Origin of the sequence: Streptomyces sp. NPDC005805 (assembly GCF_040630445.1) — a bacterium.
GTDB lineage: Bacteria > Actinomycetota > Actinomycetes > Streptomycetales > Streptomycetaceae > Streptomyces.
In genome coordinates, this window is record NZ_JBEXXN010000004.1 from 122,513 (window position 1) to 142,997 (window position 20,485).

The window sequence follows — 20,485 nt, forward strand, 5'->3', positions numbered from 1 at the left end:
CCCTTCGAGCGATTACTTGGCCTTCTCGAGGATCTCGACGACGCGCCAGTGCTTGGTGGCGGACAGCTTCCGCGTCTCCATCAGGAGGACGCGGTCGCCGATGCCGGCAGCGTTCTGCTCGTCGTGGGCCTTGAGCTTGTTGGTACGGCGGATGACCTTGCCGTACAGCGCGTGCTTGACGCGGTCCTCGACGGCGACGACGACGGTCTTGTCCATCTTGTCGCTGACGACCAGACCCTCACGGGTCTTGCGGGCGTTGCGCGCGGTCTTGTTCTCGGTCACGTTGTTCTCGCTCATCAGGCGCTCTCCACCGTCTCGATGCCCAGCTCACGCTCACGCATCAGGGTGTAGATCCGGGCGATGTCCTTGCGGACGGCCTTCAGCCGGCCGTGGTTCTCGAGCTGGCCCGTCGCCGCCTGGAAGCGGAGGTTGAACAGCTCTTCCTTGGCCTCGCGGAGCTTGGCAACAAGCTCCTCGTTGCCCAGCTCGCGCAGCTCGGACGCCTTGGTACCGGCCGACATCACGCTTCACCTGCCTCGCGCTTGACGATCCGGCACTTCATCGGCAGCTTGTGCGCCGCACGAGTCAGAGCCTCACGCGCAATCTTCTCGTTCGGGTAGGACAGCTCGAACATGACCCGGCCCGGGTGCACGTTCGCCACCCACCACTCGGGCGAACCCTTACCGGAACCCATGCGGGTCTCGGCGGGCTTCTTCGTCAGCGGACGGTCCGGGTAGATGTTGATCCAGACCTTGCCGCCACGCTTGATGTGGCGGGTCATCGCGATACGAGCCGCCTCGATCTGGCGGTTGGTCACGTACGCCGGCGTCATGGCCTGGATGCCGTACTCGCCGAACGCGACCGTGGTACCACCCTTGGCCATACCGCGGCGCTTGGGGTGGTGCTGCTTGCGGTGCTTGACCCTACGGGGGATCAGCATGTCGGTCAGGCCTCCGTTCCGGTGCTCTCAGCAGCCGGAGCGGCGGCGGGAGCCTCGGCCTTGGGGGCCTCGGCAGCCTGAGCCTGCTGCGGCTTGCGACCGCGACCGCCACGCTCGCCACCGCGGCCGCGACCGGCCGGACGGTCGGCGCCGCCACGGGCCGGGCGGTTGCCGGCGCGGGCAGCAGCGTTCTCGGCGCGGACCTCGGCGATGTTCTTGACGTCGCCCTTGTAGATCCAGACCTTCACGCCGATGCGGCCGAAGGTCGTCTTGGCCTCGAAGAAGCCGTACTCGACGTTCGCGCGGAGCGTGTGCAGCGGCACACGGCCCTCGCGGTAGAACTCCGAGCGGGACATCTCGGCGCCGCCGAGACGGCCACCGCACTGGATCTTGATGCCCTTGGCGCCGGCCTTCATCGCCGACTGCATGCTCTTGCGCATGGCACGGCGGAAGGAGACGCGGGAGGACAGCTGCTCGGCCACGGCCTGGGCCACGAGCTGAGCGTCGACCTCGGGGTTCTTGACCTCGAGGATGTTGAGCTGCACCTGCTTGCCGGTGAGCTTCTCGAGGTCGCCGCGGATGCGGTCGGCCTCGGCGCCACGGCGGCCGATGACGATGCCCGGACGCGCGGTGTGGATGTCCACCCGCACACGGTCACGGGTGCGCTCGATCTCGACCTTGGAGATGCCGGCGCGCTCCATGCCGGACGTCATCATCCGGCGGATGGCGACGTCTTCCTTGACGTAGTCCTTGTACAGCTTGTCGGCGTACCAGCGGGACTTGAAGTCCGTGGTGATACCGAGCCGGAACCCGTGCGGGTTTACCTTCTGGCCCATTACCGGGTTCCTTCCTTGCTGCTGACGACCACGGTGATGTGGCTGGTCCGCTTACGGATCCGGTAGGCACGGCCCTGGGCACGCGGACGGAACCGCTTCAGGGTCGGGCCCTCGTCCACGTACGCCTCGCTGATCACCAGCGAGGAGGCGTCCGTGTGGTCGTAGTTGTGCGCGGCGTTGGCGATGGCGCTGTCCAGCACCTTCTTCACCGGCACGCTCGCGGCCTGCGGGGCGAAACGCAGGACCGCCTGAGCCTCCGTGGCGTCCATGCCACGGATGAGGTCCACCACGCGGCGGGCCTTCATGGGCGTGACGCGGATGTACCGCGCCTGGGCCCTGGCTTCCATGGTTGTCCCTTCGATGTAAGTCATGAGTCGTTCCACCCCGCGTTAGCGGCGCTTCGACTTCCGGTCGTCCTTGACGTGGCCGCGGAAGGTGCGAGTCGGCGAGAACTCGCCGAGCTTGTGGCCGACCATGGACTCGGTGACGAACACCGGGACATGGGTCTTGCCGTTGTGCACCGCGATCGTGTGGCCCAGCATGGCCGGGACGATCATCGAGCGACGGGACCAGGTCTTGATGACGTTCTTGGTGCCGGCTTCGTTCTGGGCGTCCACCTTCTTGATCAGGTGGTCGTCGACGAAGGGCCCCTTCTTGAGACTGCGCGGCATCTGAACCCGCTCCTAGCGCTTCTTGTTCGTCTTGCGGCGGCGGACGATGTACTTGTTGCTCGCCTTCTTGGGAGAACGAGTACGACCCTCCTTCTGACCCCACGGGGAGACCGGGTGGCGACCACCGGAGGTCTTGCCCTCACCACCACCGTGCGGGTGGTCAACCGGGTTCATCGCCACACCGCGAACGGTCGGGCGGACGCCCAGCCAGCGCTTGCGGCCGGCCTTGCCCCAGTTGATGTTCGACTGCTCGGCGTTGCCGACCTCGCCGATGGTGGCGCGGCAGCGGACGTCGACCAGACGGATCTCACCGGACGGCATGCGCAGGTGGGCCATCTGGCCCTCCTTCGCCAGCAGCTGCACGGAGGCACCCGCGGAGCGGGCGAACTTCGCGCCGCCGCCGGGCCGCAGCTCGATGGCGTGGATGGTCGTACCGACCGGGATGTTGCGCAGCGCCAGGTTGTTGCCGGGCTTGATGTCGGCCCCGGGGCCGTTCTCGACGCGGTCGCCCTGGTTCAGGCCACGCGGCGCGATGATGTAGCGCTTCTCGCCGTCCACGTAGTGGAGCAGCGCGATGCGCGCGGTGCGGTTGGGGTCGTACTCGATGTGAGCGACCTTGGCCGGCACGCCGTCCTTGTCGTGACGACGGAAGTCGATCACGCGGTAGGCGCGCTTGTGGCCACCGCCCTGGTGACGGACGGTCACACGACCGGTGTTGTTACGGCCGCCCTTGCTGTGCAGGGGGCGGACCAGCGACTTCTCCGGCGTGGACCGCGTGATCTCGACGAAGTCGGCGACGCTGGAGCCACGACGGCCCGGAGTCGTCGGCTTGTACTTGCGGATACCCATTTCTCAGTCCTCGTCCGATATTCGGACGATCCAGACCGCCCGTCAGGCGGTCGGACCGCCGAAGATGTCGATACGGTCGCCCTCGGCAAGGGTCACGATGGCGCGCTTGGTGTTGGCACGCTTGCCGAAACCGGTGCGGGTGCGCTTGCGCTTGCCCTGGCGGTTGATCGTGTTGACCCCGGTGACCTTGACCTGGAAGACCGCCTCGACGGCCTGCCGGATCTGGGTCTTGTTGGCACGCGGGTCGACGACGAACGTGTACTTGTTCTCGTCCAGCAGCGCGTAGCTCTTCTCCGACACGACCGGCTTCACGAGGATGTCGCGCGGGTCGAAGAAGGTCTTGCTGGTGATCGTGGCCTCGGACATCAGGCCTCGCTCCCTTCGGTGTCGTTGGCGGCCTTGGGGCCGGACACGAAGGACTCGAAGGCGGCCTGGGTGAAGACCACGTCGTCGGAGACGAGCACGTCGTACGTGTTCAGCTGGCCCGGCTCCAGGATGTGGACCTGGGGCAGGTTGCGGGCGGACAGCCACGCGGCCTCGTCCGAGCGCTCGGCGACCAGGAGCAGGTTCTTGCGCTCCGAGATCTTGCCCAGCAGGGACTTGGCGGCCTTCGTGGAGGCCGTGCCCTCGACCACGCCGGAGACGACGTGGATCCGCGAGTGGCGGGCCCGGTCGGTGAGGGCACCGCGCAGGGCGGCGGCCTTCATCTTCTTCGGGGTCCGCTGCGAGTAGTCACGCGGCACGGGGCCGTGGACGACGCCACCGCCGGCGAACTGCGGAGCGCGGGTCGAACCCTGACGGGCGCGGCCGGTGCCCTTCTGGCGGTACGGCTTCTTGCCGCCACCACGGACCTCGCCGCGGGTCTTGGTCTTGTGCGTGCCCTGGCGGGCAGCGGCCAGCTGCGCGACGACGACCTGGTGGATCAGCGGAACGCTGACCTTGGCGTCGAAGATCTCCGCGGGGAGCTCGACGGTCCCGGCCTTGTCGCCTGCCGGCGAAAGGATGTCAATGGTGCTCATCGGTTACCTCAGGCCCCCTTGGCCGCGGTACGGACCAGGACGAGGCCGCCGTTCGGACCAGGAACCGCGCCCTTGATGAGCAGCAGGCCCTTCTCCGCGTCAACGGCGTGAACGGTCAGGTTCTGGGTGGTGACCCGCTCGTTGCCCATGCGGCCCGCCATGCGGAGGCCCTTGAACACACGGCCCGGGGTGGCGCAGCCACCGATGGAACCGGGGGAGCGGTGCTTGCGCTGGGTGCCGTGACCGGCGCCGAGGCCCTTGAAGTTGTGACGCTTCATGACACCGGCGAAGCCCTTGCCCTTGCTCTTGCCCGTGACGTCGACCTTGACGCCGGACTCGAACACCTCGGCGGTGATCTCCTGGCCGAGCGTGTACTCGCTGGCGTCGGAGGTACGGAGCTCCACCAGGTGGCGGCGCGGGGTCACGTCGGCCTTGGCGAAGTGGCCCTTGAGGGGCTTGTTCACCTTGCGCGGGTCGATCTCGCCGAAGGCGATCTGGACCGACTCGTAGCCGTCGTTGTCGTTCGTACGGACCTGGGTAACGACACAGGGCCCGGCCTTGACGACGGTCACCGGGACGACACGGTTGTTCTCGTCCCAGACCTGGGTCATGCCGAGCTTCTCGCCCAGGACGCCCTTGATCTGCTTTGCCATCTCTTCCGCGCCTCTCAGAGCTTGATCTCGATGTCGACGCCGGCCGGAAGGTCCAGGCGCATCAGCGAGTCAACGGTCTTGGGCGTCGGGTCGAGGATGTCGATCAGGCGCTTGTGCGTGCGCATCTCGAAGTGCTCGCGCGAGTCCTTGTACTTGTGCGGCGACTTGATGACGCAGTACACGTTCTTCTCAGTGGGCAGCGGCACCGGGCCCGCGACCGACGCACCAGTGCGGGTCACCGTCTCGACGATCTTCTTCGCCGAGGAGTCGATGACCTCGTGGTCGTAGGCCTTGAGCCGGATGCGGATCTTCTGTCCCGCCATGGCTACTTCGTAGTCCTGTCTCTCGTCAACGCTCTGGAACCCGGAGGGTCGTGCTCTCTTCTCCGACCCACGCGGTCGGGCGTGTCGCAGCCCCTCTACGAAGATCTCCCGAAGGATTTCCCAACCAAGGGGGTGCGGGCCCGAGGACCGCGGAACCAGGGGAAGAGCTCCCACCGGGCGCCTGGCCGGTACCCCGCTGACACTTCCCGGAAGATTCCCGTACGTCCGCCCCTGCACCTCACGGTGCACAGCATGGGGCGACGAGTACTGTGGGACTCGCTTCCGGTCCCCCCGGCGGGAGGCGCGCAGCATCGGCACTCAACCGAGCAACCCCGATAGTCTGCCATACGGCTCGGCCGCCTGGCCAATCGAGCCGTAGAGATTACCCCGCGGGGGTTGCGTGTCAAACCCCGGCGCGCGGGGGGTGGGCGCGGGTCCCGGCGGGCTGAGGCCGTCAGCCCGGGACGGAGGTGCGTTCGCGGGGGAAGGCGAGGAGGGCCAGGCCGAGGGCCAGGATCAGGGTCGCCGGGACGGCGAGGACGGCGGCCGGGGGGACGGCGCGTTCCAGGAGCCAGGCGGCGAGGAGGGCGCCGGCGAACATGGCGGCGATGGAGGCGATCCGGCGGGCCTCCCTGCTCAGGCCGCCGCCCACCCTGCTGTCCGCCGCCAGCGGGGGCAGTGCGATCAGCAGACCGGTGAGGGCCCGGGTCGCCACCGTCGTCGGGACGTCGGGGACCTGGACCCGCAGTGAGGTCACATTGCGCACCCCCATCGCGCACGCCACCATCGCGATCGCCGCAAGGTGCCGGCCGTCCACAGGTCCGCCCGGACCCTCGATGCCGGCCCGCCAGATCACCACGGCCGCCACCCACAGCAGGACCCCCTCCACCACCAGGGCCGTGTCGAACCAGCGCCGCTCGCGCGCGTCGATCGCCGACTGGAAGTGCGAGCCGACGATCGCGCCGAAGGCGAACCCGGCGAGGGAGACCCCCGAGACCACCGCCGAGATGCCCGGCGCACCCGCGATCGCGAACCCCAGGAGCAGCAGGCTGCCCGTCTGGACGGCCGCGAAGACGGGGCCGAGGGTGAGGAACGAGACCGCCTCGATCATCCCGGTGGTCAGGGTGAGCAACACCATCACGGAGGTCAGCACCGGTCCGGGCCTGGGTTTCATACCGGGACGATAGGGGCGGCCCCGGCGCCCGGCCGTGACCGCCGACCCCGCCTCACCCCGGTGGCGCACACCCGTAAATCCCTCGAAGCGCCGCTCGCCGCGCACCTAGGGTGACGGTGGCAGGCGCCAATCACGGGGGAGCGGTCACCATGCGTACGCACTATCCACGGACCCGGCATCTGCCCTGGTCGCCCGGGGCCACCCCGGACGATCTGCGGACCACCGATCTCGCCGGGCTGCGCGGCCGGGAGGTGGTGGTCACCGAGAAGCTGGACGGCGAGAACACCACCCTCTACGCCGACGGGCTGCACGCGCGCTCGCTGGACTCGGCGCACCACCCCTCGCGGGCCTGGGTGAAGGCCCTCCAGGGCCGTATCGGGCACACCATTCCCGCGGGCTGGCGTGTGTGCGGGGAGAACATGTACGCCCGCCACTCCCTCGCGTACGACAGTCTCGACTCCTACTTCTACGGCTTCTCCGTGTGGGACGCGCACGGTCGCTGCCTCGACTGGGACCGGACGACCGCGTTCCTGCGCGGCGCGGGCGTCCCCGTGCCGCGGGTGCTGTGGCGGGGGACCTTCGACGAGCGGGCCCTGCGCGCCCTGGCCCTCGACCCGGAGCGCCAGGAGGGGTACGTGGTACGGACGGCGGACGGCTTCGCGGCGGAGGAGTTCGGCCTGCGGGTCGCCAAGTGGGTGCGGCCGGGGCACGTCCGTACGGACACGCACTGGATGCACAGCGCCGTCGTCCCCAACGGCCTCGGCCCGAACGCGCCCCTGTGGGCGGTGCGTTCGGGCGCCCCGGCGGACACGGAGGCGCTGACCGGGCTCTTCGGCGGCGACGAGCCCACCGGGGCCGACCCGGTAACCGACCCGGCACCCGGATCCGCCACCGGCCCGGCGACCGGACCCGGCCCCGCCGCCGTCGGCCGGCTGGACGCGGGCGGGCTCCTCGGCGACGAGCGGCTGGAGGCCGTCCTCGCCGCCCTCTTCCACCGCGCCCGCCGGGCCGCCCTCGGACCCCGCCTCGCCCCGGTGCTGGGTCTCCCCCGGGCCCGCCGGATCGCCGACCTCGTCGGACTGCACCCCGCCCTGCACCGCCCCCACCCCGACGAGGACCGGCGCGCCGGTCTGCTGCGCATGGGCCGGGCGGTCGGCACCGACGCGCTGCACGCCGTGGCCCTCGCGACCGCCGTGACCGGGGAGGCACGGGAGCAGGTGGAGTGGTCCGCGCTGCACGCGGCCGAGGCCCACCCGCTCACCGGCCTGGACGAGGTCTTCGCGGACCTGTCCCCCGAGGCCGCCGCCCGCTGCCGCGCCGAGGCCCTGGCCGCCCACGCGGACGGCCGGATCCGCACCGCCGAGGAGGCCGTCGCCGCGACCTGGCGGTGGCGGGACGGCGACTTCCCCCGGCTGGTCCAGACGGTGGGCCCGGCCGGCAGCGGCAAGAGCACCTTCGCGCGCGGGCTGCCGGGCGTCGACGCGTATGTCTCCCTCGACGAGCTGCGGCAGGCCCGCGGCTCCCGCGCCGACCAGCAGGCCAACGCGGACGTGCTCCGCGAGGCCCTCGGCCGGCTGGACGAGGCCCTGGCCGCCGGAGGCACGGTGGTCTGGGACGCGACCTCCCTCAACCGGCGGCAGCGCTCTCTGGTGCGCCGGTCCGCCGACCGCCGGGGCGCCCTGGTCACCCATGCCGTCCTCCTCGTCGGCGAGGAGGAGCTGCACCGCCGCAACGCCGTCCGGGAGCACCCGGTGCCGCCGCGGGTGCTGTCGGACCAGCTCCGCCGGTTCGGTCCGCCGTACCCCGGCGAGGCCCACCGGACCTGGTACATCGGCGCGAGCGGCACGGTCGAGGAGGAGGTCTGAGGATGCGCACCAGCGAGGAGATCTACCACCGGGTGCGGTGGGACGCCCGCTTCGACCCGGGCCGCTTCGTCATCGGCGTCCACCAGCGGGCGGCCGCGCCCAAACGCGTCCCGTTCCCCTCCTTCGTGCCCGGCGGGGACATCCCCTGGCACCGGGTGCTCTTCTTCGAGGCGGACGGCGAGGTCCTGTGGGACCGGGGCACCGGCACCGACCGGATCGACGAGACGGAGGCGGGCCGGGTCCGCGAGGCGCGCCGGCTGCGGGCCCCGCACTTCGCGGCCCGGGTGCCGTACGCGTGGGACGGCACGGCCTGGGCCCCGGCCCCGGACGCACGCGGCGGAAGCGCGGCGGGCGACCGGGTCCGGGTGGGCCCGGCGGCGGGCGACCGGGTCCGGGTGGGCTCGGCGGCGGGCGACCGGGTCCGGGTGCTGACCTGGAACACCCTGTGGGACCGCTACGACGCCGACCGCATCGACACCGCCCGCCGCCGGCCGCTGCTGCTCGCCGCGCTGCGGGCGGCGGAGGCGGATGTGATCGCCCTCCAGGAGGCCGAACCGGAGCTGCTGGCGATGCTGCTGCGCGAGCCGTGGGTCCGCGACGGCTGGACGGTGAGCGACGGACCGCGCGGCCGGGACGTCGAGGAGTGCGGGCTGCTGCTGCTCAGCCGGCTGCCGGTGCGGGAGGCGGGGCACCTGGTGCTCGGCCCGCACAAGGCCGTCACCGCCTTCGTCGTGGAGACGGCCGCCGCCGGGCCCGGGGGCCCGGTGCCCCTCGTCGTCGCGGCGACGCATCTGAGCAGCGACCACTCGGACGACGGGGCGGGCCGCCGCGTCCGCGAACTGGGCCTGGTCGCGCAGGCGTTGGCCGCCATGGAGGGGGACGTCGTGCTGGCCGGCGACGTCAACGACGGCACGGACACCCCGCAGACGGCCCTCGCGATGCGTGACGCGTGGACCGAGGCGCACGGCCCCTCGGACGCGACCCCGACCTTCGACCCGCGCGTCAACCCGCTGGCGGCCGTCTCCTCGCTGACCGGCCGGGCCGGGCGGCTGGACCGGGTGCTGCTGCGGTCGGCGGCCCTGGCGGTGCGGAGCGCGCGGCTGGCCGGGGACTCCCCCTCGCCGGACGGGCTGTACATCTCCGACCACTACGGCGTGGTGGCGGACCTGGCCCGCCCCGGCCCGGAGGACCCCGACGAGAGCGAAGAGGGGAACGAGGTCCCCCTCCCCGGACCGGCGCCGGACGGCGAGACCCGGCGGGCCGAGCGCGTCGCCGCGCGCGTCGCGGAGGTGCTCCGGGACGGCGCCGTGCACCTCGTCGGCTCCCGGCGGCTGGGCTGCGCGCTGCCCGGCGCCGATCTGGACCTGGTCGCGGCGGTACCGGGCGCCCCCGGACCGGCCGTTCTGCTGCGGCGGATCGCGGACGGGCTCCCCGACGCGAGGACCGTGCGGGAGGTCGTCGGGGCACGGGTGCCCGGGCTGCGGTTCACGGTGGAGGGGCTGCGCGTCGACCTGGCGGTCGTCGCCACGGGCGCCGTGGACCCCGGCGAGGCGGTGGCCCGGCGGGCGGAACCGGGCGAGGCGGCGGCCGTCGCGCTGAGCGCGGTCACCGACGCGGACGCGCTCCTCGCCTCCGTGTCCGGCCGCGTCGGGGAGTTCGCCCGCCTCGCGGCCGGGGTCAAGGCGTGGGCGCGGGCCCGTGGTCTGGACTCGGCACCGTTCGGCGGGCTCCCGGGCCTGGCCTGGTGCGTCCTGGCGGCCCGCACCGTCCGCGAGACCGGGGCCGGCGCGGGGGCCGGGGAAGGCCCCGAACCCCTGGCCGGGTTCGCCACCGGAGCCGGGGACGGAACCCGGGCCGAGGCCGGAGCCGGGCCCGGAACCCGGGCCGCCACCGGGGCCGGAACCCGGGCCGCCACCGGGTCCGGAACCGGGACCTCGGCCGGAACCGGCGGGCTGACCACGGAGGAGTTGCTGCGGCGCTTCTTCGCGACCTGGGCCGCCTGGGACTGGCGCGAGCCCGTGTCCCTGGGCGGCGCGCCCGCCCCCACCGGCCTCCCCGTCACCGTCCTGACCCCGTCCGCTCCGGTGCGTCCCTGTTCGGACCAGGTCACGGCCGGGATGCGGGACCTGCTCACGGTGGAGCTGTTCCGCGGCTGGGAACTGCTGGAGGCCGGGCGGCCGGCCGGGGCCCTGCTCACCCCTCCCCCGCTGCACCGGCGGCACGCGGCCTGGGCCGTGCTGACCGCCGGGCCCGGCGCGGACGAGGGGCGGGTGCGCGGCCGGATGCGGGCCGTGCTCACGGATCTGGCGGAGGCGGCCCCGGCCGCCCACGCCTGGCCGCGCCCCTTCGCGTCCGGCCCGGAGACCCGCTGGGCGATCGGCCTCGGCCACTCCCCGCCGGGTCCGGAGGTCGTCGCCCGGGTGGGCCGGGAGCGGCTGCGGGGGCTGCCCGGTGTGACGCTGGCGTACGCGGACGGCGGCGGGGTCCCGGTCCTGCGCTGAGCGGGACGGGCCCCGCCGCCGCCTCACACCACGTCGGCCACCGCCGCGGTCACGGCGCGAAGTAGCCCGTGATGTCCGCGATCAGGTCGACGCTCGCCGCGTTGTTGTAGAAGCTGACCCGGCCGTTGACGACGGGCACGATCACCAGGTTCGGCACCGTGACCCCTTCCACCACGTTCAGGTTCGACGCGGAGGTGCGCGTCGTCCCGTCCGGGTAGACCGAGATGTAGCTGGTGCCCGTGACGCGCGTGGCCGTCACGTTCAGCACCACCGCGCCCGCGTTCGCCGGCACCCCCTCGACGCCCGCGACCTGGAGGGTGACCACCCCGCGCGCGCCGACCTTGGCCTTCGGGACGCCGAGCCCGGTCCGGGTGTCCATCAGGCGCTTCGGCCCGGCGTTGTAGTGCCGGGCGCCCTCGCCCGCGGCGGTGTAGTAGCCGGTGATGTCCGCGAGGAGGTCGACGCTGCCCGCGTTGTTGTAGAAGTCGACCTTCCCGTTGACCACCGGCACGATCACCAGGTTGGGCACGGTGCGCCCGGCGATGGTGTTGAGGGTGGACGCGGCCGTGCGGGGCGTGCCGTTCGGGTAGGCCGAGACATAGCCGGCGCTCGTCGCGCCCGTCGCCGTCACATTGAGCACCACGGCGGTGACGCCCTCGGCCGGGACGCCGTTCACCCCGGTGACCTGGAGGGTGACGACCTGCGCGGGGCCGACCTTCGCCTTGGGCACTCCGAGCCCGCTGCGGCTGTCCATCACCCGCAGCGGACCGTGGTTGACGTGCCGGGAGCCGGTGGCGCCGGTCGTGTAGTAGCCCGTGATGTCGGCGAGAAGGTCGATGCTGTGGGCGTTGTTGTAGAAGTCGACCTTCCCGTTGACCACGGGCACGACGACGAGGTTGGCGACGCTCCGGCCCTCCGCCACGTTGAGGTTGGACGCGGCGGTGCGGGTGGTGCCGTTGGGGTAGACCGAGACGTAGCTGCTGCCGCCGGTGACCCGCGTCGCCGTCACGTTCAGCACCACGGCGCCCACGCCGGTGGCCGGGACCCCGCCGGTGCCGGTGACCTGGAGGGTGACCACGCCCCCGGGCCCGATCTTCGCCTTGGGCACGCCGAGGCCGGACCGGGTGTCCATCAGCCGCTCGGGCGTGACGGGGACGAAGGTCTTGGGGTGCGGGACGGCGACCGTGACGGGGGCGGTCGCGGCCGCGCGTCCCGACTGGTGCACGGCCCGCACGGCGACCTGGTGGGTGCCGGCCGGAACCGTGGCCGTGGTGCTGCGGGCGCCGGGGGCCGCGGTGGCGACGGGCGCGCCGTCCACCAGCACCTCGAACCGGTTGATCAGGGAACTCGGCGTGCTGGTTGACCAGTTGAGGGTCACCGGGCCGGGGCTCTCGTACCCGCCCTCGGCCGGGACGGCGGCGCCGCCGACCGAGGTGAGCGCGAGGTTCTGCACGGGGCCGGCGGCCAGGGTGCGCAGCGCGGGCAGCTGCGGGTACAGCTTCATGCCCGGGCATTCGGTGTTGAAGCCGTCCCGGTGGCCGGAGATCCGGTCGAAGGTGTACGACTGCCCGGCGGTGAACTGCCGCCCCGCGTAGTTCTTCTGGGTCGCGCCCGCGACCAGCGACACGGTCCCGGCCGGGTCGCCGCCGTACTGGCCCAGCTTGTACGCGGCGATCCGGGCGGCCGCGGTCAGCGCCGCGTCCGGCGCCTCGGCGGAGGTGTAGTCGCCGATGATCGCGACGCTGCTGGACTCGGCGTTGAAGCCGTAGGTGTGGGCGCCCATCACCGGCTGGTCGATGCCGCCCTGCCGGCCCTCGAAGACCGTGCCGCACTTGTCGACGAGGAAGTTGTAGCCGAGGTCGCGCCAGCCGTTGGTCTTCACGTGGTAGACGTGCATGGCCCGGACGACGGCCGCGGACTGGGCGCAGTCGTAGGCGCCGTCGGTCGTGTGGTGCACGAAGACGGCCTTCACCGGGTTGTTCTCCGGCAGGTAGATCGGGCCCTCGGTGTTCAGGCTCTCGTCGGCGCCCCAGCCGGCGCGGTTCACCACGGGCGGCTGGGGGACGGTGGAGGGCGGGCCGGGGTCGACGGCGTCGGACGCGGCGCCCGTGCGGGCGGCGGTGCGCGCGGTGGCGGGGGCCTCGGCCGTGCCCGGGTCGACCAGGTCCAGCCGGAGCCCGGCGGGCAGCTCGCCGGAGGGATCGTTCACCCGCACCTCGGCGCCGTCGGAGGCCCCGACCCATACGGGCTCGGTGGCACCGCGCGCGCCGGGCCGGTCGCCGTCGAGGCCCGGCTTGTACGGCTCCAGCTCGATCCAGTCGGACCACGCGCCGGTCTCCGCGCTGCGGGTACGGGCCTGGATCAGGCCGTCCGGCGCCGTGCGGTCGTCGTTCCACGAGACGCCGAGGAGGCCGAACTCCTCGGTCCCGCGCTTCGCGAGCGCGGCCCGGCCCTCGCCGGTCCCGGCCAGCGCCAGCCGGTGCACCCGGCTCCGGACCGGCCCGTCCTGGCCGTCCTGCCCGTCCTGCCCGTTCACCGCGACCGCGGCGGCCTCGTACGGGCCCGCGGCCCGCCCCGTCTCCGTCAGCGGCCCGCCGGCCGCCACCCCCTGCACGCTCAGGGCCACCACGGCCCCGAGCGCCACGGCCGTCGCCGCTCCGCGTACCCGTACCGGTCTCACGTCTGGTGCCCACCCCTGTTGGTCGAACATGACATCGATTCAAAGGATCAACGGCGGCATCGTACGGGAGAGCGCTTTCAACGCGTCACGCGTCACGCCGAGTTGACACCTGATCGGCTCAGCGAGCCGGGGTCGGCGCACCCCGAGGGCGGTCGCCCTCGCGGCCACACCGACGTGGACGCGAAGGCAACCGCCTCGTGAACGAGCACCTCGCTAACGCGAGGTCATTCGGATCGCCGCTCGACAATCCAGGCGGCGCCCATGATCAGTCCGGAGCAGCCGAGGATTGACGCGCCGTCGGCCCGGCCGACGGTCAGCGACACCACCACGCCGGACACGAGCGCCAGGCAGCCGAGGACGAACAACGCGAGGGAGTTCTTCCTCGGGTCGGCTTCCTTCATGACAGTCCTTCCTCCTTACCGCTCCGGATCTCCGTCAACGACGCCACCAGGGCTTCTTGTGGGACCTCGGCGTGGGCTTGGCATGCCTGCCGGTCGAGGGATAGCGCTTGGTGGCCCACCGGGATACGCCCTTTCTCAGCCAGGGGCGCGCGATGGAGCCGATGGCCATGCCACCGCCCCCGTACCCCATCATTCCCTTGACGCCGGCCACCGCGATGTCACGACGAGAGGCCTTCCGGTTCCCGTACCACTTGGCCCCGGCACCGGCCAGGCCACCGGCGATGACCGCGCAGGCCCCCGCCGCGACACCCGCGGTCACGATGCCGCACGCGACACCGGCGCTGAACGAGGCGATGATCACCCGGTTCCGCTTGACGAACCTCTTGGTCCTGCTCCACCAGCTCTTCCCGTCCAGGTCGAACTGGTTGACCGGGTCCCCGGGATAGCCGTAGCGGTTGTCGCCGCCCCCGTACACCGGGTCGACCGACAGGAAACGCCCGGTGACCGGGTTGTAGAGCCGGACGCCCATGAGGGTGAGGCCCGTGAGGGTCTCGGTGGAGCGCTGCTTGGCGCCCAGCCAGTTGTAGCGGGTGGGCTCCTGGCCCTGGCGGGGGTTGCCGTACTCGTCAGAGTCCAGGGCGACGGGCGCCTGGCCCCCGGTGAGCGGGAGTTGGAGGGCGATGTCGCCGTGGACGGTGGTCAGGTGCAGGACCGTGTCACCGGTCTTGGACGTGGTCGCCGCCAGGTCGCCGGAGGCCGACTCGACGTTGCGGGTCAGTGCCCCGGTGGCGGTGTCCTCGACGATCCAGCGGGGGTTGTCGCCGTCGCCGTCGTAGTGGTTGAGCTTCGACGAGGTCGGGGTCCAGGTGGAACCGGAGCCCGTCTCGGTCCTGAAGGCCCGGAAGCGGTGGTTCGCGTCCAGGGTCCAGGTCTGGCGCCGGTCGCCCGCCGTCTGCTGGTGGACCAGGTCGTTGGCGTAGTAGCCGACCGTGCTGCCCGGCAGGGCCGTGGTGCGGCCGAAGGCGTCGTAGGTGTAGCCGGAGTCGACGAGGCGGTCGGCGCTGTCGTAGGTATGGGTGGTGGTGGTGCCTCCCGTCGAGGCGCACGCGGCGCCGGGGGCCGCCGTGGCGGTGGTCAGGGATGTGCGGTTGGTGCGCTTGTCGAAGGTGTACGCGCGACGGGTGCAGACCTCGCCCACGGTGTCGTCGACACCGGTCAGCCGGCCCGCGCGGTCGTAGCCGTAGGTCTGGCTGGACCAGCCCTGGTGGCTCGTGACCTGCCCGTGCACGGACTCGCTCACCCGGTCGCTGTAGACGGCGGCGCCGTCGGAGTCCCGGGTGTAGATCCGCGAGACGGTGGACCCGGTGCTGTCCTCCGTGACGTCCAGCGTGTAGCCGCCGGGCAACTTCTCGGTGCTGACGGAGCCGTCCGCGTCGTAGGAGGTCTGGAAGGCGCCGGCCACGGAGTCCGTGGTCCGGGTGGCCAGACCGCGCGGCTCGGCGGTGTGGTCGTAGGTGAACGTGACCGTGGACGGGGCGCTGTCGGTGACCTTGACCGGGCGGTCGAGCAGGTCGTACTCGGTCTTGGTCACGCCCCCGTCGGCGTCGGTGTACGCGATCTGGCGGCCGAGCTTGTCGTACGCCTTGGTGATGGTGCCGCCGGTCGGCGAGACGATCTTGGTGACCTGGCCGGTGGCCGGGTCGTACTCGGTGGTCGACTCCGGGACCGCCTGGCCGATGCCGCCCGCGGTCTTCGAGGTGACGGCCCGGCCCGCGCCGTCGTACGTCGTCGTGGTGGTCCGGTACACGCCGCCGACCTCGTCGGTGACGGTGGCCGGGCCGCCCCAGCGGTCGTACTCCGTGGTCGTGTTCACGAGCTTCGCCGGCTGGGAACCGCCGCCGGTGATGTCACCGCCGGGCCCGGTCCAGCAGACGCTGTCCGCCCACTCGGGCCGCCCCTTGCACCAGCCGGTGCCCGTCGCGGACCAGTACTCGGTGATCCGGGTCGCGGCGTCGCTTCCGGTGCCGCCCGGGAGCACATGGGAGGTGATCCGGCCCTGCGCGTCGTACCCCGTGGTGGTGGTCAGGGCGAGACCGCCGGCGTCCTTGGTGGTGAGCGTCGGCAGGCCCTTGGCCCAGTCGTACTGCGTGGTCTCGACCCGCTTCTCGCCCATCACCGAGTAGTAGTCGCGGACCCGGGCACCGGTGACGGTCAGCGTGACCTGGTCCTTGACCGTTGCCGAGCCGTCGGTCGGACGGCCCTCGTCGTACTCCTTGACGGTCCAGGCGCGGGCCGGGACCGAGGTGCCGGCCGGGACCAGGACCGTGCTGCCCTCCTTGAGGCTCTCGGTCAGGTCGACCCGGCGCAGCGGGCCGAACTCCTCCAGCTCCCGGGTGCCGTTCTCGTTGTAGACGGAGGTGGTGGACAGCAGATGGGCGCGCTCGGCCGCCGAACGGCCGATGATGCCCAGGTCGGTGAGCTGCTCCCGCTCCGCGTCGGTCGCGCCGAGCGCCAGGGCCCGGTTGCCCGCGCTCAGTTCGCGGACGGTGTTGCCGAAGCGGTCGTACTCGGTGGTGGCGATGTGCCCGCCGGGCGTCGCGGTGTTGACCGTACGGCCCGAGGCGTTCAGATAGGTCACCGTGGCGCGCCGGTACCCGGAGGAGGCCAGATCGGCCCCGTCGTGGGAGGCCGGCACGGCGTCCGCCGGGAAGACCGCGGTGGCGTCCGTCGGGGCGTCGAGCTGGCCCCAGCCGGCGACGGCCGCGGCGCCCATGGCGTACGGCGCCTTGGCCCCGTTCAGCGGCACACCGTAGACGACGGCGGTGACGGCATCGCCCTCGACCGTGTCGGCGGTGCCCTGCTTGAGGGCGGGCCGCGACACCTTCAGCAGCATGCCGTCGCCGGGCGCGGTGCCGGCACCGGCGTTGCCGTAGGTGAAGGTGTACGGCAGGCCGCCCTGCTGCTGGTGCCAGGTGACCCGGCCGCCCCAGTAGGCGTACTGGGTCTGGGTGTCCTGGCCGAGCCGCGGGTCCCACTGCTGGCGCAGGCTGCCGTTGGCGTCGTAGCGGTAGGTGGCGACGGCGGTGGCGGTCGCGGCGGAGGCCCCCGGGGAGGTGGTCCAGACGCGGATCTCCTTCACCTGCCCGGCGAAGTCGCCGAACTGCTCGTTGGTCTCGGTGCCGGTGGCCGTGGTGGCGGACGCGTAGACGAACTCCAGGACCTTGCAGCCCTTGGTGGACGGCGTGGTCTCGCAGGTCGCGGTGGTGGCCGCCGAGGTCGGCGCGATGACCCGCTTGGGGCGGGCCAGCTTCTTGCCGTCGACGGTGACCACCTCGGACACCACCTTGGTGGTCGAGTCGGTGAGCCCGTCGAGAAGGGTGGAGGAGACCTGCCAGGTGGTGGCGGCCGCGTCGGCCTTGGCGAAGGTGGTGACCGTGCCCTCGGTGTCGGAGAGGGTCAGGGTGCCGGAGAGGCTGCCCTTGAGGGTCAGGTCCTCGGAGCCGGGCTCGGGGATCCACGCGGTCTTCGCCGCGTTGGCGGTGAAGTGGATCGCGTCGCCCTCCTCCAGCACCACGTCGACCGCGGTGTCGGAGATCCGGCGGATGTGGCTGTAGTCGGAGTCGGTCAGCTCCACCGCGGTGCCGGAGACCCACTCCTTGCCGAAGATCGCCGCCTGGCCCTCCTCGGCCGCGCCCCGGTTCGGGGTGCGCGAGGCCGCGGTGCGGGACACCGAGAGGCCGAAGAGCGAGACGTCCGTCGCGGAGAGGGTGTAGTTGCCGGTCAGCAGGTTGAGCGAGCCGGGCCCGATGTCCTCCGTCGCCGCGCCGTCCGCGTTGCGGTCCACGACCGTGGTCAGCGGCGCCGTGCTGCTCGCGGCACCGGCGGGACCGGTGAAGTCGGCCTTGATCTGGACGGTGCCGTCGGGGTCGACGGTGCTCGTCGCGTTCCACACCAGCGGGGCGTTCTTCCCACCCGTCAGCGGAACGGGCCAGGCGGTCAGCGCGGTGCCGCCGGAGGTGACGTCGCCGACGGGGATCGGCACCCAGGGGTCGGCCTCGGAGCGGCGCCAGGAGAAGGCCACGGCGTTGTACTTGCCGGCCTCGGCCTCGGCGACCAGCGGCAGCCGCCGCGCGGTGCGCTCACCCTCCGCAGGCTGGACGAAGCCGCCCGAACCGGCGTGGAAGACGTACTCGGCCGCCTCCGACTTGTTGTCCGCCTTGTCCACGGACCGCACCTGGAGGGTGTGGCTGCCGTTCCTGGGCGGGGTGACGGAGATGGCCTTGGCGGCCGAGGCGCCACCGGTGGCGACCTTGGTCCAGGTCACGCCGTCGAGCGACCACTCCAGCCAGTTGTGGTCGGTCCCGGCCGGCGGGGTCACGGTGAAGGTGCCCGGCTGACCCTCGCCCTTGACCCACTGCCCGGTCGGGTAGTCCGTGGAGACGATCTTCGTCGGGGCGGACGGCGCCCTGGTGTCGACGGTGAAGGTCTTCCACGCCGACCAACCGGTGTTGTAGTGCGTGCCGTCGTAGGGGCTGGTACGGAACTTGTACGTCTTCCCCTCGGCCAGCACACCGGCCGGCACGGTCACCGAGGCGGCCTGCCCCGATGCCACGTACTTCGACACGATCGGGCTGCCGACCTGGGTGTCGGTGGCGCTGTCGAAGATCTGGAAGGTGCCGTTGACCTTGTCCCCGTCGGCGTCGACGAAGGTGTCCCGCAGCGTCGGCGTCAGGGTGTTGACCATGTACGCGCCGCTGTAGGAGAAGAACGGGGGCCCGGCCTCCTGCTTGGTCCCGGTCTTCGGCCGGTAGTTGTAGGTGACCGTCAGCTTGGGCACATTGGTGGCCGCGTTGGCGGAGTTGACCCGCTTCCACTGCGGCACGGTCGTCTCGCTCGTGGCGCGCAGACCCATGTGGCCGCGGGTCGCCTTGGCCGACGCCCACTCCTGCGCGAGCGCGGTCACATCGGCGTTGATCCAGCCGTCCGGCGCCGAGGCGCAGCCCGGGTTGCCCTTGGTCTCGGTGGACGTGGCCTTCTTCGCCGTCCAGGCCGGCTGCGCGGTCCAGCGGGAGGACGTGGACGCGGCGCCCGTCGACCAGACCTCCCAGGACTGGGCCTTGCAGTCGGTGTTGCCGGAGTGGAAGTTCCACAGCGACAGCTTGGCGCCGGAGACCAGGGCGTCCGCGATCGGGGAGGTGTTCCAGGAGATGAACGAACGCGCGGTACGCGGGGTCCCGTTGCTGTTGGTGGTCCCCGGGTTGCCGAGGTCCAGCTCCACATCGGTCGACCAGTCCCGGGTCTCGCCCTGCTGGACGTAGGTGTCGAAGACGTTCGACAGCGCCGAGGTCGACGGGTCCACCGTCACCGGGTACTTCGTGGCCGGGTCGGCGAGGAAGTCCGCGTCCGGGGTGACCACCAGGTCGATCGAGCCCTTGCGCTGGACGACCTTCATCGCCACCGGCACCCGGCGGGTGTGCTCACCGGAGACCTTGTCGACGGTCGCGTCCCACATCACCGGCGCGGGCATCACCGCGCGCTTGCGGTTCTTCCGGTCGGTGAACAGCACGCTCCCGTCCGGCTGCTCCTTCGCCGTGAGGCCCTTCGCCTTCAGCGGGAGGGTGTACGAGTACCCCTCGGCGGGCTTCTTCCGGATCTCGACGAACTGCTCGAAGCCGGTACGGGTCGACTCCACGACCACGTCCGCGCCCGGCAGCGCCTCCGGGTACGTGGCCCGGGTGCCGTCCAGCACCGGAGCGGGCAGACCGCCCTTCCACTGGAGGGTGATCCGCTCCTCGCCCTCACCGAGGGTGACCAGGTCCCGGGCACCGGCCGTACGGGCCTCGCCGAGCGAACGCGGCACCGTACCGCCCTTGCCCGCGAGCCGCAGACCCTCGGGGTGCGCCACGGCCTCGACCGCGCCGCCGCTCTCCCGCAGCTCGACGTCGACCTCGCGCCACTGGCCCGACCCGTCCTCGAACCGCACCGGGCCCGAGGCGAGTTCGGTGGTCAGCGAGCCGTCCTTGTTCACCCAGGTCGTGGACGTCTCGGTCCGCTCGGACAGCGCCTCCACCCGCTTCCCGGACAACCGGGCCGCGACCTTCGCCGACGGGATGTCCGCCGCCTCGGTGACCGCCTTCGCGGCGGGCGCGGCAGCGGCCTTCGGCGGCTGCTCGGGGGTGAGGGCCACGGCCTGGCCCGTGGCGGCGACGACGAGGGCGGACTCGGCGGCCATGACCATGGCCGCCGTGACCGCGATCCGGGGCAGCAGGCGTCTGCGCCGGCGCAGGGCGACCGACTCGCCCTCCCACTCCTCGGGGGTCCGGGAGCGGGGTATGTGCTCTGACACTTGGTGACTCTCCGTTGTCGTGGACATGGAACAGTCGTGATCAAAGCAGTGCGGCGCAGGCGGCGGGAGTGAAGATTTCACCAGCTGCGCACAGCTTCCCCACGCGGGTGCGCCCGCCCGCGGGGCGGGGACCGGAGCGGTGACCGGGCGGCCGGGTCGGTGGCGGGGGAGGCCGGAGCCTACGATTCCGGTGCACCGCCGTGCCCTCTGTTCGACTGCGGGCAACG

The 20,485-nt window shown here is 72.2% G+C and carries 17 protein-coding genes; 2 read left to right on the top strand and 15 right to left on the bottom strand.

Features of this window, described 5'->3' with window-relative positions:
- Positions 1 to 12: 12 nt before the first annotated feature.
- The 12 genes from rpsQ to ABZ457_RS04280 all read right to left on the bottom strand — a co-directional run bounded on the left by rpsQ (position 13) and on the right by ABZ457_RS04280 (position 6,465).
- Complete coding sequence (rpsQ, locus tag ABZ457_RS04225; protein ID WP_018847499.1) at positions 13 to 297, bottom strand: 30S ribosomal protein S17; 285 nt, start codon at positions 295 to 297, stop codon at positions 13 to 15.
- Positions 297 to 521: a 50S ribosomal protein L29 gene (rpmC, locus tag ABZ457_RS04230; protein ID WP_017949657.1), complete on the bottom strand. Its 225-nt coding sequence runs from the start codon at positions 519 to 521 to the stop codon at positions 297 to 299. Before rpmC ends, rpsQ begins: the two co-directional genes overlap by 1 nt.
- Positions 521 to 940 (bottom strand): 50S ribosomal protein L16, encoded by a 420-nt coding sequence (gene rplP / locus ABZ457_RS04235; protein WP_005313579.1) that lies wholly within the window; start codon positions 938 to 940, stop codon positions 521 to 523. The genes rpmC and rplP overlap by 1 nt, the downstream gene beginning before the upstream one ends.
- 5 nt (positions 941 to 945) lie before the next feature.
- Positions 946 to 1,776: a 30S ribosomal protein S3 gene (rpsC, locus tag ABZ457_RS04240; RefSeq protein ID WP_018847500.1), complete on the bottom strand. Its 831-nt coding sequence runs from the start codon at positions 1,774 to 1,776 to the stop codon at positions 946 to 948.
- A complete protein-coding gene (rplV, locus tag ABZ457_RS04245; RefSeq protein ID WP_026277599.1) occupies positions 1,776 to 2,123 on the bottom strand; it encodes a 50S ribosomal protein L22 in 348 nt (115 codons plus the stop codon). The genes rpsC and rplV overlap by 1 nt, the downstream gene beginning before the upstream one ends.
- 42 nt (positions 2,124 to 2,165) lie before the next feature.
- The gene (gene rpsS, locus ABZ457_RS04250) at positions 2,166 to 2,447 is read right to left on the bottom strand and encodes a 30S ribosomal protein S19 (protein WP_017949661.1); all 282 of its coding nucleotides are present in this window, start codon (positions 2,445 to 2,447) and stop codon (positions 2,166 to 2,168) included.
- A gap of 12 nt (positions 2,448 to 2,459) precedes the next feature.
- A complete protein-coding gene (gene rplB / locus ABZ457_RS04255) occupies positions 2,460 to 3,296 on the bottom strand; it encodes a 50S ribosomal protein L2 (RefSeq protein ID WP_018847502.1) in 837 nt (278 codons plus the stop codon).
- Between the two features lie 42 nt (positions 3,297 to 3,338).
- Complete coding sequence (gene rplW / locus ABZ457_RS04260) at positions 3,339 to 3,662, bottom strand: 50S ribosomal protein L23 (RefSeq protein WP_359153676.1); 324 nt, start codon at positions 3,660 to 3,662, stop codon at positions 3,339 to 3,341.
- Positions 3,662 to 4,315: a 50S ribosomal protein L4 gene (gene rplD / locus ABZ457_RS04265; RefSeq protein ID WP_018847504.1), complete on the bottom strand. Its 654-nt coding sequence runs from the start codon at positions 4,313 to 4,315 to the stop codon at positions 3,662 to 3,664. Before rplD ends, rplW begins: the two co-directional genes overlap by 1 nt.
- A gap of 8 nt (positions 4,316 to 4,323) precedes the next feature.
- Entirely contained in the window at positions 4,324 to 4,968 is a 645-nt protein-coding gene (gene rplC / locus ABZ457_RS04270; protein ID WP_018847505.1) for a 50S ribosomal protein L3, read from the bottom strand.
- A 14-nt stretch (positions 4,969 to 4,982) separates the two neighbouring features.
- On the bottom strand, positions 4,983 to 5,291 hold the full coding sequence (rpsJ, locus tag ABZ457_RS04275) for a 30S ribosomal protein S10 (RefSeq protein WP_003948644.1): 309 nt from the start codon (positions 5,289 to 5,291) through the stop codon (positions 4,983 to 4,985).
- A 454-nt stretch (positions 5,292 to 5,745) separates the two neighbouring features.
- Positions 5,746 to 6,465, bottom strand: a complete 720-nt coding sequence (locus tag ABZ457_RS04280) for a YoaK family protein (RefSeq protein WP_359153679.1) — start codon at positions 6,463 to 6,465, stop codon at positions 5,746 to 5,748.
- A 149-nt stretch (positions 6,466 to 6,614) separates the two neighbouring features.
- On the opposite strand from ABZ457_RS04280, the gene ABZ457_RS04285 reads away from it, so the two are divergent.
- Positions 6,615 to 8,330 (top strand): RNA ligase family protein, encoded by a 1,716-nt coding sequence (locus ABZ457_RS04285; RefSeq protein WP_359153681.1) that lies wholly within the window; start codon positions 6,615 to 6,617, stop codon positions 8,328 to 8,330.
- A gap of 2 nt (positions 8,331 to 8,332) precedes the next feature.
- Complete coding sequence (locus tag ABZ457_RS04290; RefSeq protein WP_359153683.1) at positions 8,333 to 10,831, top strand: RNA repair domain-containing protein; 2,499 nt, start codon at positions 8,333 to 8,335, stop codon at positions 10,829 to 10,831.
- 49 nt (positions 10,832 to 10,880) lie between these two features.
- Here ABZ457_RS04290 and ABZ457_RS04295 read toward each other — a convergent pair whose 3' ends face one another.
- The 3 genes from ABZ457_RS04295 to ABZ457_RS04305 form a co-directional block, all read right to left on the bottom strand.
- Positions 10,881 to 13,475 carry an N-acetylmuramoyl-L-alanine amidase gene (locus ABZ457_RS04295; RefSeq protein ID WP_359153685.1) on the bottom strand — a complete coding sequence of 865 codons (2,595 nt, stop codon included), beginning with the start codon at positions 13,473 to 13,475 and terminating at the stop codon, positions 10,881 to 10,883.
- Between the two features lie 260 nt (positions 13,476 to 13,735).
- A complete protein-coding gene (locus tag ABZ457_RS04300; protein ID WP_359153687.1) occupies positions 13,736 to 13,912 on the bottom strand; it encodes a hypothetical protein in 177 nt (58 codons plus the stop codon).
- Between the two features lie 34 nt (positions 13,913 to 13,946).
- Positions 13,947 to 20,150 (bottom strand): RHS repeat-associated core domain-containing protein, encoded by a 6,204-nt coding sequence (locus ABZ457_RS04305; RefSeq protein WP_359153781.1) that lies wholly within the window; start codon positions 20,148 to 20,150, stop codon positions 13,947 to 13,949.
- Positions 20,151 to 20,485: the final 335 nt, after the last annotated feature.

What these genes read in the sequence shown, in the direction of transcription:
- rpsJ (WP_003948644.1), bottom strand. Translation starts at nt 5,291, where the DNA reads ATGGCGGGACAGAAGATCCGCATCCGGCTCAAGGCCTACGACCACGAG.
- rplV (WP_026277599.1), bottom strand. Translation starts at nt 2,123, where the DNA reads ATGGAAGCCAGGGCCCAGGCGCGGTACATCCGCGTCACGCCCATGAAG.
- rplB (WP_018847502.1), bottom strand. Translation starts at nt 3,296, where the DNA reads ATGGGTATCCGCAAGTACAAGCCGACGACTCCGGGCCGTCGTGGCTCC.
- rplP (WP_005313579.1), bottom strand. Translation starts at nt 940, where the DNA reads ATGCTGATCCCCCGTAGGGTCAAGCACCGCAAGCAGCACCACCCCAAG.
- rplD (WP_018847504.1), bottom strand. Translation starts at nt 4,315, where the DNA reads ATGAGCACCATTGACATCCTTTCGCCGGCAGGCGACAAGGCCGGGACC.
- rplC (WP_018847505.1), bottom strand. Translation starts at nt 4,968, where the DNA reads ATGGCAAAGCAGATCAAGGGCGTCCTGGGCGAGAAGCTCGGCATGACC.
- ABZ457_RS04290 (WP_359153683.1), top strand. Translation starts at nt 8,333, where the DNA reads ATGCGCACCAGCGAGGAGATCTACCACCGGGTGCGGTGGGACGCCCGC.
- rpsC (WP_018847500.1), bottom strand. Translation starts at nt 1,776, where the DNA reads ATGGGCCAGAAGGTAAACCCGCACGGGTTCCGGCTCGGTATCACCACG.
- rpsQ (WP_018847499.1), bottom strand. Translation starts at nt 297, where the DNA reads ATGAGCGAGAACAACGTGACCGAGAACAAGACCGCGCGCAACGCCCGC.
- ABZ457_RS04280 (WP_359153679.1), bottom strand. Translation starts at nt 6,465, where the DNA reads ATGAAACCCAGGCCCGGACCGGTGCTGACCTCCGTGATGGTGTTGCTC.
- ABZ457_RS04285 (WP_359153681.1), top strand. Translation starts at nt 6,615, where the DNA reads ATGCGTACGCACTATCCACGGACCCGGCATCTGCCCTGGTCGCCCGGG.
- rpmC (WP_017949657.1), bottom strand. Translation starts at nt 521, where the DNA reads ATGTCGGCCGGTACCAAGGCGTCCGAGCTGCGCGAGCTGGGCAACGAG.
- ABZ457_RS04300 (WP_359153687.1), bottom strand. Translation starts at nt 13,912, where the DNA reads ATGAAGGAAGCCGACCCGAGGAAGAACTCCCTCGCGTTGTTCGTCCTC.
- rplW (WP_359153676.1), bottom strand. Translation starts at nt 3,662, where the DNA reads ATGTCCGAGGCCACGATCACCAGCAAGACCTTCTTCGACCCGCGCGAC.
- ABZ457_RS04305 (WP_359153781.1), bottom strand. Translation starts at nt 20,150, where the DNA reads ATGGTCATGGCCGCCGAGTCCGCCCTCGTCGTCGCCGCCACGGGCCAG.
- rpsS (WP_017949661.1), bottom strand. Translation starts at nt 2,447, where the DNA reads ATGCCGCGCAGTCTCAAGAAGGGGCCCTTCGTCGACGACCACCTGATC.